This window comes from Spirosoma daeguense (genome assembly GCF_054776875.1).
Window position 1 is genome coordinate 242636 of record NZ_BAAHBF010000009.1, and the last position, 13356, is coordinate 255991.

The window sequence follows — 13356 nt, forward strand, 5'->3', positions numbered from 1 at the left end:
ACTAAATCGCTCATTCACTCTTTCGCTCTTTCACTCATTGAGCAACATGAAAAAAATTCTCATTCCTATATTCGCAGCGCTTGGTCTCGCAAGCTGCAAACTGGACGAAACCATTTACTCGTCCATCTATACCGAAGCGTTTTACAAAACGGCGGCCGATGCTGAAAAAGGGCTGATTGCCGCTTATGATCCGGTTGCTGATTTATACAGTGGTCCGGCTATGACGTTGGTTCCTGATTTCAGCGACGATCAGACCTATCCACGTGGCGTGGTTGGACGTAACACGCTGACACTCTTCTCGTACGACGTAAATTATACGGTTCAGAAAAGTAATTCACGTACTAACGAATCGCCCCAGCAAATTTGGCAGTCGAGCTACGATGGTATCGAAAAAGCGAACTGGATTATTGCCAAAGTTCCTGCGGCCAATATGGACGAAACGCGCAAAAAGCAAATCATTGGCGAAGCGTATTTCTTACGGGCATTCTATGAGTGGGCACTGGCCAAAAACTTCGGTGATGCGCCGATCAAAACGTCGCCGAGTTATTCTGAGGCTGATGCCGTTGTCGGTAAAAGCACCAAAGCAGATTTGTATAAGCAGATTTATGCCGACTTAGATCAGGCATTTGCGGCTGGCTTGCCCTCATATCCGGCGGTTGATAAAGGTCGTCCTTCGAAAGAAGTAGTAAACGCACTATACGCGAAAGCGGCTTTGTATAACGAAGATTGGGCGAAGGCACTGGAAAAAGCACAGGCGGTTATCACGTCGGGTAAATACTCGCTCATGCCCGATGTACGTAACGTGTATAAATTCGATCAGGAAGATGCGGCTCGGATCGAAAATATGTGGGCTTATGAATCCGATCCAATTTCTCCGGGTCGCGGTCACCAATTGGTTGGCTTATGCGGGCCTGCCGGTAGCGCGGGTCTTGAATATGCCCGTACAAGTTTTGGTTCTATGTTCGCTTATATGTCGTTTTATCGGTCGTTCAATCCTGCTGACAAACGTCGTCAGTTGCTCGATACAACCTACATTGACCGTAGCAATAAGGTTGTGGCTCAACGTAACATTACGCCGATTACAGCCGATGGCGTGTTGATCAAGAAATATCAGGACCCCAATTCAACGCAGGGTAACATTTCGAACATCCCAATTTTCCGTCTAGCCGATACGTATCTGATTGCCGCTGAAGCCGAAGCTCGTTTAAATGGTGCAACAGCAGCCGCTTATGGCTATATCAACACCGTACGGACGCGGGCTGGCCTACCAAATTTACAGGCTGGTTTGAGCAAAGACGCGTTCATTGATGCGGTTATTCAGGAACGTGCGTGGGAGTTCTTTGCCGAAGGTGATCGTTGGTATGATCTGACCCGTACGGGCAAATACCTAACCGTAATTCCGAAAGCTGTGAATAGTGTATACCCATCACGTCCGGTTACGGCGAAAAACAAATATTTCCCGATTCCACAGGATGAATTGAACGCGAACCTGAAACTGGAGCAGAATCCAGACTGGAAATAAAGAGTGAATGAGCGAAAGAGTGCCGAATCGCAGAATTGGATGAGCGAAATTAGTAGATGTAGACGATGAAATTTCTAACGGATTATACCTGGTTTAAGCACAAGAAGCGCGCAAGCTCTGGGGTATTATCACGTTCGCTATTTCTCACACTCCTATTTTTTTTCACTCTTTCGCTCTTTCATTCTTTCGCTCTTTCACGTTCGCCCGACGATCCGACGAAAATTCGGGAGTTTCATATCCGCGAGAACGATACGTTGTCGTACACCCTCAAACTCGTATTGAACGATGCCGGAGAGCCGGAGTATTTCTTCCGAAACATCTTTACGCCCGTCTGTCTGACGGGCGAATGCAAGCCGGTTTATATCAACTTTTACTGGGACCTATTGGGCAATTACCTCCGCTACGATTTTCCGCCGGACAAGGTGCTGACCAAAATGGACCATAAGGAATTTAAGCCGGAAGACTACGAAAAACTACAGGCCATACTACGTAACAACAGCTCGCTGCTAAAGGACGTATCGATGGAAGATCTGGTTGGAAAAGGTACCGAAAATCTGGCCGATTCCGTTGATGCGAAAGCGGGTGCTACGTTGAAAACTGTTAAAAATGAAGTGATCGACGGGGCCGTGTATACCTGCTATACGCTCTGGCACATTGCTCACGGCTACGTAGTGAACGAGATTCGACGTATCACCGAAACGTACCAGAACGATACGTTGCTGCATCGGTTTCTGGGCAGTACCAACTTCGATTATCAGTACTGGGCTATGGAACGGACGATTACACCCGATGGCGAAATTTATCCTGGCTTCACGCCCGACGTATTGAAAATTGTTCAGGGGAAAAATCTCTTTACCGCCCGACATGCGCTGCAAAAACTGTCGGATCGTTTTTTTCAAACCGACGCTCGGCAACAGTGGCTTTGGGAAACGTATCAGAAAACCAGCTATCCGTTTCAGATAGCGATCTTGAAAAAGCTGAATACCATTCCGTTTCGTCCTGTTCTCGCCGAAGCAATTACGCAGGAATTACCAAAAACGAATCAGGAGCAGTCGACCATGCTGGTGAAGTTGTTGGCCAAACAGCCGAAACTAACCGAAAAAGTGCAACTGCAACTGGCACAACAGCTCAGCAACCCGAACGCGGAACGACCGACCGACATTTACCGCTTACTGACGAATCTGCACCCTAGAAATCAGGTGGTTCGGCAGCATATGAAAACATTTGAACTTAACGATAAGCAAACCAACAAGTGATATGAAAACAGCATTTAGCATCTTGTTTTGCCTGTTGCTGTGCCTGAATCTGTCGGCGCAGGACCACGTTTTTGTGGAGACGGAATCCTTCGAAAACAAAGGCGGATGGGTTATTGACCAGCAGTCATTTGTGGTTCAAGGCTCATCGTTCATCATGGCCCACGGCATGGGACGCCCCGTAAAAGATGCCACCACGACGGTGAAATTTCCGAAGAAAGGAAAATACCAGCTCTGGGTACGTACCAAAGACTGGGCGCCGTTTCCGAAAGGGCCAGGCAAGTTTCAGGTGAAGCTCGATAATAATCCAGTTTCGATGGTTTTTGGCGAAAGCGGCTCCGACGAATGGAAATGGTATAACGGTGGCGAAGTGAACGTGACGAACGAGCAGGCTGCCCTTTCGTTACATGATCTGACAGGTTTCAATGGCCGTTGTGATGCCATTCTATTTACCAACGCGCCCAAGTTTACCCCGCCTAATAAATTAGACGACCTTAACGCGTTTCGGAACAAACTACTGAATCTGACGGGCAAAACCGTTGAGGGCGGCAATTTCGATTTAGTAGTTGTAGGCGGTGGAATTGCGGGTACGTGTGCCGCAATTTCGGGTGCACGCATGGGCTTGAAAGTGGCTTTGATTCAGGATAGGCCCGTTTTAGGCGGCAACAACAGTTCCGAAATTCGGGTGCACTTGATGGGTGATACCGACAAAAACCATTATCCAAAACTGGGACGTATCGTTCGTGAAATGGATAACGGCGACCCCGGTAATGGCAACCCCGATGCGAAAGAATATGGCGACGCGCGCAAAACGAACATAGTGAAAGCTGAACGTAACATTACGTTGTTTCTGAACACGCACGTTTACAAGGCTGAAAAGGCAAACGACAAAATCGTGGCCGTAATTGGTCGCGACATTGCTACTAATCAGGAAACCCGCTTTACGGGTACGTATTTCTCTGATTGCACCGGCGACGGTACGTTAGGACATCTGGCAGGAGCTGAGTATCGTTTCGGTCGCGAAAGCAAGTCCGAAACCGGTGAATCGCTGGCGGCTGAAAAATCGGATGATTTTACGCTGGGTACGTCGAATCTATGGGCATCCTTACCACGCGACACCGTATCATCGTTTCCTGAAACGCCATGGGCACTGCCGTTTACAGAAGAATATCACATAGATCAACCCAAAGCTGATTGGGAGTGGGAAACAGGTTTTGGTAATTTCAATACCATCACCGATGCTGAGAAAATCCGCGATCACAACCTGCGGGCTATCTTCGGAAACTGGTCGTATCTGAAAAACAACAAGAAAGATAAATACGCCAAACGCGAACTGGCATGGGTCGCCTACATCGGTGGCAAACGCGAATCACGCCGGATCATTGGCGATCATATTCTGAATCAGATGGACATTCAGGAAGGCAAGCAATATCCCGACGGAACCGCTACTGCTACGTGGACCATCGACCTACACTTTCCTGACGCTAAAAACAGCAAATACTTCGAAGGACAAGAGTTTTTTGCTGGCACCAAGCACATTAAAGTTGCTCCTTACACCATTCCGTACCGTTGTCTGTATTCGAAAAATATCTCGAACCTGTTCATGGCCGGACGTAACATCAGCACTACACACGTAGCGTTTGGCAGCACCCGCGTAATGCGTACCTGCGGTATGATGGGCGAAGTGGTTGGTTTTGCCGCTTACGTAGCGAAAAAATACAATACATCGCCACGGGGTGTTTATCAGGCACACCTCCCCGAATTGATGGGTATTATAAAAGATGAACCTGCAACGGCAAAACCGTAAAGAGACCACCCCCAATCGAGCGTCGACCCGGCCCCTCCTAAAACAGGAGGGGGCTTTCGCCAGGAGGTTTTTAGCCCCCTCCTTTTTTAGGAGGGGGTTGGGGGTGGTAATTCTTTTTTTTAGCCTAACTCCCGCCGAAACGCCATTAATCAGTTTTTCGGGAGAAGCGCAGGGTACTACGTATCACATAAAATACCACGACAAACAGCAACGTAACGTTAAGGCGGAAGTTGATTCGGTGTTAAACGACATCGACAAATGTTTGTCGCTCTACCGGAACGATTCTGAAATTTCAGAGTTCAATCGGGGCAGAGAACACCGGTTTCGGTCGCCTTATTTTTATCCGGTGCTCAAGAAAGCCGACGAGGTTTTTCGGAATACAGAAGGCGCATTTGATCCGACAGTTTTGCCACTAGTTGAAGCCTACGGATTTGGCCCAAAACGCGTTGGTCAACCCGAGCTGGCTAACATTGATTCGCTGTTGCAGTTTGTTGGTTTTCAGTATGTAACGCTAGATGTGGTAGGTATTAGGAAACTAAGAAAGGACGTTCGTGTCGATTTAAACGGTATCGCGCAGGGCTATTCGGTCGATGTGATTGCCGGGCTGTTAGAATCGAAAGGTGTTGATCAATACATGGTAGAAATTGGGGGCGAAATCCGGACGAAAGGGCAAAAAAGCAACGGGCAGGACTGGACGGTTGGTATCAGCAATCCGCTACGTCCCGACCAGCTTTACGTTCGATTGAAATTGCCCAATCGGGCCATGACAACAGCGGGAAATTACCGGAATCACTACGTAGCGCATGGGCAAACGTTCAGCCACATCATCAACCCCAAAACCGGCCTGATGGAGCAAAGTGATCTATTGAGCGTAACGGTTTTTGCTTCTGATGCCATCACCGCCGATGCCTACGACACGGCGTTTATGGTGATGGGCCTTGAAAAAACGAAGCGTTTTCTGAACGCTCATCCCGAACTGGACGCATACCTGCTGTATACTGATAGTAAGGGGAAATTGCAGGAATTTATCACCGAAGGCGTAAAGAAATTAAATCTTATCCGGGCAGAAAACTAGCTCACTCAACTGTTTTGACTGACGTATCTAACACATGACGTACCCGAAAGGACTTTTTATTTTACTGACAATCATTACGTTCCCGGCCTGGGCACAATCATCGAAAACGCTGTCGCTGGCGAATGGACAGGTGAAAATAGACTGGCAATCGTCGGAGAAAGGCTGGTCGATTCGGCAGGTGTCTGTTCGTAAAGGAAGCAATTGGGTAGCCATGCCTGCGCCATCGGGCGAAAACACGCTGATATATTCCGCCGAAAAACCATCCAATAAGCCCGACACTACGTTCAACGACATCACAGGGCAGCTATTTCCGGGCGAAAAATACCATTATCAGCAGGCGCAATGGGCCGAAACCACTAGCCCTGTTTCGCTGAATAAAGCCGGTCGGGCAATGTATTTTTTCCCGAAAGATGGTAAACAGACGAACAAAAACAGCCTTACGTTTGAGCAGCAAACCGACGTAGCAACGATACGTACCGAATGGTCGTTCGATCCGAAATTTGCTTCGGATATACTTGTCAAGCAGACCATTACCCCCACAAAGGACGGCTTTTTCTCACTGGCAACCCCTACGCTTACCAGTCTGACCGAATCGCAACTGAGCTGGGCTACTGTGCCGGGGTATTTTCAGGGCAATAAATTCCAGAAGAACTTCGCGCTGGCTTACGCCTACGGACACGGCATTCCAACGATTCCGGCTGTTTACCACGACCGTTGCGCCAGTACGCTTAGCCCGATGATGACGGCGAAAAATGGCGTTACGCTGGCCGTTATTCCCGAACCCGGCCTCGCCCGAGATCCGTGGGCAAAAGATCAGATCACGCAGACCGACTGGGAGCTTGGTCTGTCGCACATGAACCGCAAGGCGCAACTGTCGCCAACGCTCTATTATCCGGTTCTGGGCGAAGCAAAATCAAATCTGAAAGCGGGCGAAACGGTAAGTTATACGTTTCGCTATAGCCTGATCGACGGCGATTGGTTCAAAGCGTTGAATCATGCGGTTTATGATGTGTATCGGTTTAAAGAATCGCTGGCGATTCGGCAAAACAAGCAATCGCTGACCGACCGGGTTCAGAAGATGCACCACTACCTCACCGACCCCAAAACGTCGCTCTGGAACGTAGAGGAATTTGAGGGTAAGAAAATAGGGGCACAGTCGTATCTGGGTGGCGTGGTTGGGTCGAATAAAGACGCCATGAAAAACTCGGATTATGGCGCGATGTGGATGCTCGCTAACGCAACACAAGACCCATTACTGACTCAGAACGTATTGCCTTATGCATTGAATTTCAAACTGGTTCAACAACAAACTACGCCCGGTTTTTTTGAAGGTGCCGTTCGCGGACAGTACTATCTGGCTAAAACCAAAAAGTTCGTGGAGGAATGGGGCGATGTGATGGAACCGATTGGCGTTACGTATTACACCATGCTCGACGTGGGCAATATGCTTCTGTTTGAACCCAACAATACCGAGCTAAAGCGTCGGCTCAAGCTGGGCGCTGACCGACTCCTGAGCTGGCAAAAAAACGATGGAAGCTGGGCCGTAGCTTTTGATCATACCACCAATGCTGAGCTTTTCAAAGATGTGCAGGATGTTCGGCCAACGTTCTATGGCATGTTGGTGGCGTATCGGTTACTGAACGATCAGAAATATCTGGATGCGGCCCGAAAAGGTGCCGATTGGATGCTTAAAAGTGCTATTGCAACCGGTAGTTATCTTGGCGTTTGTGGTGATGCACGTTACGCTCCCGACTTCGCAACTGGCCAGACAGCACAAGCTTACTTGGATTTGTACGATCTCATCAAAGACGCACGATACAAGGAGGCCGCCATAACAGCCGCCAAAGTTTACACTACGTCTATTTACACACACCCGATAGCCAGCCATCAGCCGAAAACCGTAAACGGTATTCAGCGCGAAGATTGGGAAATCAGTCAGACGGGTTTGAGTTTCGAGCATGGCGGCATTTTCGGTTCGGCAACCCGGCATGGACCTATTCAACTAGCTAGTCATGCGGGGATGTTCATTCGGCTGTATGGCATGACCAAAGAACCGATTTTTGCCGATATGGCGCGGGCTGCGGCTGTTGGGCGTCATGCGTTTGTTGATCCGCAAACCAGCGTTGCTTCTTACTATTGGAACGCCATGAACAAAGGTGCTGGCCCATATCCGCACCATGCATGGTGGCAAATCGGCTGGTTAACCGATTATCTGCTGGCCGAAGCTGAGCTACGTTCGGCAGGCAACGTAGTGTTTCCACGCGGATTTGTTACGCCCAAAGTTGGCCCGCATCAGACGTACGGTTTCGCATCGGGAAGTGTCTACGGAAAACCCGCCGATTTATTGATTCGGGAGGGCGTCGTATTACCCGACAATCCAAACGTGGAATACGTACTGGCGCAATCGACTGATAAAAAACAATTGTTTGTCATCCTGCTGAACAACCGGGCTCAGGCTACGAATACTACGGTCCAGTTAAAGCCAGAGGTAATACGCTCCGGTAAAGGAGCACTGAAATCGCTATCCAATAATCGTTCGTTAGATGCTACTAAAGCAGCCGTTCAATTGGCCCCGTTTGGTATAGAAGTCTGGTCGTATGAATGGCAGTAAAATATGGAAACTCAACTAAATAGAAATACCACCCCCAATCGAGCGTCGACCCGGCCCCTCCTAAAACAGGAGGAGGCTCCCGCCCGGAGTTTTTTAGCCCCCTCCTGTTTTAGGAGGGGCCGGGTCGACGCTCGATTGGGGGTGGTCTATGGATTCTTAGTAATTAAGTTCATTTTGTTCAGTAATGTAGTCGCTCACGCCCAGCAAACGCTTACTATTCAAAACGATACGTATCAGATTTCGGTACCGGCCCGATTAACTACCAAATCGGTGCTGACCGTAAAAAAAGGCAACCTGCAACGTAGCATTCGCCCGGAAATTTTACTGCAATCCACAACGCAGAATCCGAATCTGCAACATACAGCGGCCGAAAAAACACGCTATCCAGTTGGCGGCTGGAAACGATCAGCAACCGAAATTGAACGGGATGCATTTAAAGCGGCTCCTGGCACTCGCCATCAGGCCGTAAGCGTTCGGAAAGATCAGAAAAATGCGTTATTGTTTTCGTTCAACGAAACGCCACAGGGTACGCTGGCGCTACGTATCGCATTGCCATCGGGTCATGAAGCGCCCGTGATTGACATGCAGTTAGTGCCCAAGACGGAAGCCTATTACTCACTCGGTTTCACTGGATTAACACCTACCGATACGGCTCAGGTGCAGTTTCTATACCAGCCGATGACATGGTCGTGGCGGAGGTTTCCGAATAAATCGTATCTGGCTCCTGAAGCGTTTGCACTTACGGCTGCTACGTTCGTCAACACCAATGGCCTGACTGAAGGCGTGGCTCCTGACCCGTCGGAAATTCCGTATCGTTACGCCTTTACCAAAAATTCGCGCTTTGGCTTTGTACTACGTGACGAGGCCGGAAAAGCCCGCCCGATGCTGTTTGCTCCGATTCTGGGTAGCGACGATTCGAAGATGACAGCCGGTAAATCGTATTCGTTCAAGCTTCGCTACGTGTTGCATCCGGGCGACTGGTACGCGGGTATGCAATTCATTTTTCGAGATATTTCTAAATACAAAAAAGAACGCCAGAACGCTACTGTTTCGCTCAATCAGACGCTCCAAAACATGATCGACTACGCGATGGGGCCGTATGGTGGCTGGGTAGAGGAGTTAAAAGCTTCCGACTACGTACAGGATGTAGTGGGGTCGGTGAAGAACGTATCGGCACTGCACGCGCTGGGCGTGGCCATGAGTACGGGCAGCATGGAAATTTACCGTCGTCGGGCGTTGCCGATGATGGAATACGTAATGTCGCGGGAGAAATACCTGTATGCCATTTCGGATACGATAAAGCTGCAAAGTCCGTCGCATTTCCTGAAAGGGCCTTGTGTTGAAATTGGTGAATTGTCAGGATTGCACGATATGACAGGCGGTCGAACATCCGCTTTCCGGCTCGAAACCGACCGTATTTTCGGAACCGCCCGCAAACTGAACCTGAACACAGCAACGGGTGGCGATTCGTGGCAGGATTTTCTGGCGCGTTACCGAATGCTACGTAATCCCGCCGATCTGGAAAAAGCACGTCAGAAAGCGGATGCTGCCATCAAGCAGGAGCTTGGTAAATATCCCACCAATTTCCAGACGAATGCGGGATTGAAGGATTCAGAGGCCCTGTTCTACACCGATTTCACCCCGCGCTGGATGGATTTGCTGGAGCTTTACGAAGAAACCAACGAGCAGCGTTATCTGGATGCGTCGATCACTGGCGCGCGTCAGATGTTGCTCTGGCTGCGTTCGAATCCGATGGCTCCTAACTCAACTATTACCGTTAATGAAGGTGGTGTAGTGAAAGGGCAGGCACATAAGCGGTACAAGATTAACAGTCTCGATTTCTTGCCCGGCTTCGATCCGATGATTCAGGCTCCCGAACAGAAAATTGACGCCTGGCGCACGTCTTTGGTGGGTCTCTCGCCCGAACAGCCGCATACGTATGTGGGCAATGGGCCAATTATGCTGGCTCACCATGCGGCTGATTTGCTACGTTTGGCGCATTTATCGAACGATACGTTGTTTCGAGATGCGGCTTATAATGCCGTCGTTGGGCGCTACGCCAACTTTCCCGGCTATTACTTTACTACGTTGAATACCAACGTTTACCAATCGCCCGATTATCCGCTTCACGATTATTGGGACATTAAATTCAACTTCATTTTTTTCAACCACGTCTGGCCGCATATCGCGCTGGTGATGGATTTTCTGGTCAGCGATGCTTATCGGATGTCGAAAGGGAAAGTGAATTTCCCGTCGGCCTATGCACCGGGTTACGCCTACCTGAGTAGTAAAGTGTACGGCCATAAAGCGGGCGAAGTATTTGGAAATAAAGACGTAAAGCTTTGGCTACCAGCTAACGCTATGCAGGTCAGTGACATTGCCCTGAACCATGTGTTCGGTGTTGGCGCAAACGACCTCTACGTAGTGCTGATGAATACCGCTAATCAACCTGTTACGTCGACGCTACGTTTACAACCCGATTTGATTCCGTGGAACAAAGGCCAGACGTATAAACTCACAGTTTATCAGAACGACGGTACGTCCACAGAGGGGAGTATGACTGATGGAAAACTATCGGTAAACGTAGCGTCGCAGGGTTTGATCGCGTTGAAAATTCACGGCTTGAAAGTAGACGTACCACTTCAAAAAGCGGCTTCGGTTGGTGGAAACGCTACGTCTCCACAGCAGGCTTTTTCACGGAAAGAAACGACGACGACTTTGGGTACCGTAACGGGAATGCTGTTTAATCTAGTGCCGCAATTTTCAGATGCTTACATCTTCACAGACGCCACCGAGAAAACGCTGAAACAAGTAACGCTACGGTACCGGCTGGGCAATGAGGAGTGGAAAACGATTGAGGATACGCGTTATCCGTATGAGTTCAGCATCCACCTGAACGATCCCAAACAGGTTTTGGAGTACAAACTGGAAGGCATCGGGCTGGATGGCAAATCCGTAACCCTCGATCCAATAACGCTACGGAATTAACACATGAATACAACCATCGATACCGCCGTCATTGTCATTTTCTCGGCTTTTGTGCTGGGAATCGGGATGCTGTTTGCCCGGACAGGACGCAATCTGAAATCGTTTTTTGCGGGTGGCGAAGCCGTCCCCTGGTTCATTGGTGGGCTGTCGCTGTTCATGAGCTTTTTCTCCGCCGGTACTTTCGTCGCGTGGGGAAGCATCGCTTATAAATACGGCTGGGTCGCTATTACGATTCAATGGACCATGTGTATTGGTGCGCTCGTAACAGGCCTGTATCTGGCTCCGCGCTGGAAAGCAACGGGCGCACTCACGGCCGCCGAATTTATCCGCGAGCGACTCGGCCTTACGGTGCAGAAAGCATACATTTTCATCTTTACGCTGGTCAGTGTTTTCATTAAAGGATCGGTGCTGTATCCAGTAGCCAAGCTGGTTAGTTCATCGCTGAATCTGCCCATTGTTCCGACTACGATTGGTTTAGGCATTTTCATGATTGCGTACACCGCCGTTGGCGGTTTGTGGGCCGTGATGGTGACTGATATTCTGCAATTTGTGGTACTGTCGGCAGCGGTGTTTATTCTATTGCCACTTTCGCTCGATAAAGTGGGCGGTTTCGGTGGGTTTGTAAAGGCCGTTCCCGACGATTTTTTCAATGTCCTGAATGGTGAATATACGTTTGGTTTCGTACTGGCTTTTGTCTTCTATCACATCGCCTACATAGGCGGAAACTGGACGTTCGTACAACGTTACACCAGCGTCGACAGTCCCAAATCAGCGCGAAAAGTTGCCTTTTTGTTCGCCGGACTGTATTTGATCAGCCCGGTAATCTGGATGATGCCGCCGATGATTTACCACGCCATCGACCCATCATTGACAGGGCTAGATACTGAAAATGCCTACCTGAAAATCTGCCAGTTGGTATTGCCTCCCGGTTTGCTCGGCCTGATGCTGACGGGCATGTATTTCTCCACGTCGGCTAGTGCTAATACGGCACTGAACGTAGTGTCGGCGGTTTTTACGAATGATATTTACAAAGGGCTAATGAACCCACAGGCGTCGGATCGGCAACTGATTCGCGTAGCACGTGGCTCGTCGTGGTTCTTCGGCTTGGGCATGATTGTCATTGCGCTGTTAGTGCCGAAAGCAGGCGGCATTGTGGAAGTAGTGCTGAGTATTTCGTCGATTACGGGCGGCCCTTTGTTGGCTCCTCCGCTCTGGGCGTTGTTCTCCAAACGACTGACCAGCCGTGCTACGCTCTGGATTACGAGTATTGGTTTGGCTGTGAACCTGTTCTTCAAAGTGCTTTCGCCGATTCTGTTTGACTTCAAACTATCGCGCGGCCCCGAAACCGTGATTGGCGTTGGACTCACGCTGGTGCTATTGCTGATGTATGAGCTCTACGCCCGTTCGAAAGGACTCGTGGCTGACGAGCATCACCAGTACCAGAAAGCCCGACAGCAAAAGCGCGACGACGTAGCAGACGCTACGTCCGACGAAGAGAAACAGGCTATTGAGCAGCAAAACCGCTTCGGTCTGAAAGTAATTGCTGGCTCACTAGTCTTTACCGCCGTGATGCTATTCGGTCTGGGAATGCTGGCCGACACGGGCGGCACCACTACGTCTATTATCGGAGTCGTGATTCTGATAGCCGCGCTGATTCCGTGGCGAGCCGCCCAACGTAGCAATTCGCCTGATTCAGCCTTGAATCAGGCGGAGAAATTCATCAATTCGGATAACTGATAATCGAGGAAATTCAATGGAGCGAAGTATGGAAAAATGGCGATCCTCTGAAACCAAATGGTCAACATTTGTGGCTAAAGCACAGTCGACATATTTGTTATCGTCGGGATCGTTTACCATTAACCCCCAATCGAAATATACCGTTTGTACTATGCAATTCTCAAGCGATAACAACAATTTTAGTACGTTGTCGGCAACAGATGGCGATGTTTTCTCCGCTAATTTCTCGTGGTATTCAAATAGGATATCATTGCTGACAACAAGCTCGAAACTTCCGGCACGTATCGCATCGGAAATTGGACGATATGGCGACGATACGGGCAACGAAATGAGCAATACATTTATATCAAGAACAACCCGCAT

At 49.4% G+C, this 13356-nt stretch carries 8 protein-coding genes; 7 read left to right on the forward strand and 1 reads right to left on the reverse strand.

Translation table 11 applies throughout. The features are described from left to right. Positions 1-46 precede the first annotated feature (46 nt). The 7 genes from ACYVD4_RS26995 to ACYVD4_RS27025 all read left to right on the forward strand — a co-directional run bounded on the left by ACYVD4_RS26995 (position 47) and on the right by ACYVD4_RS27025 (position 12993). The gene (locus tag ACYVD4_RS26995; RefSeq protein ID WP_460950983.1) at positions 47-1522 is read left to right on the forward strand and encodes a RagB/SusD family nutrient uptake outer membrane protein; all 1476 of its coding nucleotides are present in this window, start codon (positions 47-49) and stop codon (positions 1520-1522) included. Positions 1523-1587: 65 nt separating this feature from the next. Further along, a complete protein-coding gene (locus ACYVD4_RS27000; protein WP_460950984.1) occupies positions 1588-2778 on the forward strand; it encodes a hypothetical protein in 1191 nt (396 codons plus the stop codon). A gap of 1 nt (position 2779) precedes the next feature. Further along, positions 2780-4582, forward strand: a complete 1803-nt coding sequence (locus ACYVD4_RS27005) for an FAD-dependent oxidoreductase (protein ID WP_460950985.1) — start codon at positions 2780-2782, stop codon at positions 4580-4582. A gap of 103 nt (positions 4583-4685) precedes the next feature. After that, on the forward strand, positions 4686-5657 hold the full coding sequence (locus tag ACYVD4_RS27010; RefSeq protein WP_460950986.1) for an FAD:protein FMN transferase: 972 nt from the start codon (positions 4686-4688) through the stop codon (positions 5655-5657). A gap of 34 nt (positions 5658-5691) precedes the next feature. Next, positions 5692-8268: a glycoside hydrolase family protein gene (locus tag ACYVD4_RS27015; RefSeq protein ID WP_460950988.1), complete on the forward strand. Its 2577-nt coding sequence runs from the start codon at positions 5692-5694 to the stop codon at positions 8266-8268. A gap of 3 nt (positions 8269-8271) precedes the next feature. Further along, positions 8272-11256 (forward strand): hypothetical protein, encoded by a 2985-nt coding sequence (locus ACYVD4_RS27020; protein WP_460950990.1) that lies wholly within the window; start codon positions 8272-8274, stop codon positions 11254-11256. 3 nt (positions 11257-11259) lie between these two features. Beyond that, the gene (locus tag ACYVD4_RS27025; RefSeq protein WP_460950991.1) at positions 11260-12993 is read left to right on the forward strand and encodes a sodium:solute symporter family protein; all 1734 of its coding nucleotides are present in this window, start codon (positions 11260-11262) and stop codon (positions 12991-12993) included. Here the strand turns inward: ACYVD4_RS27025 and ACYVD4_RS27030 are convergent. Beyond that, entirely contained in the window at positions 12949-13356 is a 408-nt protein-coding gene (locus ACYVD4_RS27030) for a putative toxin-antitoxin system toxin component, PIN family (RefSeq protein WP_460950993.1), read from the reverse strand. The two genes, ACYVD4_RS27025 and ACYVD4_RS27030, sit on opposite strands and share 45 nt — an antisense overlap.

Coding starts and splice junctions, on each gene's coding strand:
- ACYVD4_RS27025 (WP_460950991.1), top strand. CDS start 11,260: ATGAATACAACCATCGATACCGCCGTCATTGTCATTTTCTCGGCTTTT.
- ACYVD4_RS27005 (WP_460950985.1), top strand. CDS start 2,780: ATGAAAACAGCATTTAGCATCTTGTTTTGCCTGTTGCTGTGCCTGAAT.
- ACYVD4_RS26995 (WP_460950983.1), top strand. CDS start 47: ATGAAAAAAATTCTCATTCCTATATTCGCAGCGCTTGGTCTCGCAAGC.
- ACYVD4_RS27020 (WP_460950990.1), top strand. CDS start 8,272: ATGGAAACTCAACTAAATAGAAATACCACCCCCAATCGAGCGTCGACC.
- ACYVD4_RS27030 (WP_460950993.1), bottom strand. CDS start 13,356: ATGCGGGTTGTTCTTGATATAAATGTATTGCTCATTTCGTTGCCCGTA.
- ACYVD4_RS27000 (WP_460950984.1), top strand. CDS start 1,588: ATGAAATTTCTAACGGATTATACCTGGTTTAAGCACAAGAAGCGCGCA.
- ACYVD4_RS27015 (WP_460950988.1), top strand. CDS start 5,692: ATGACGTACCCGAAAGGACTTTTTATTTTACTGACAATCATTACGTTC.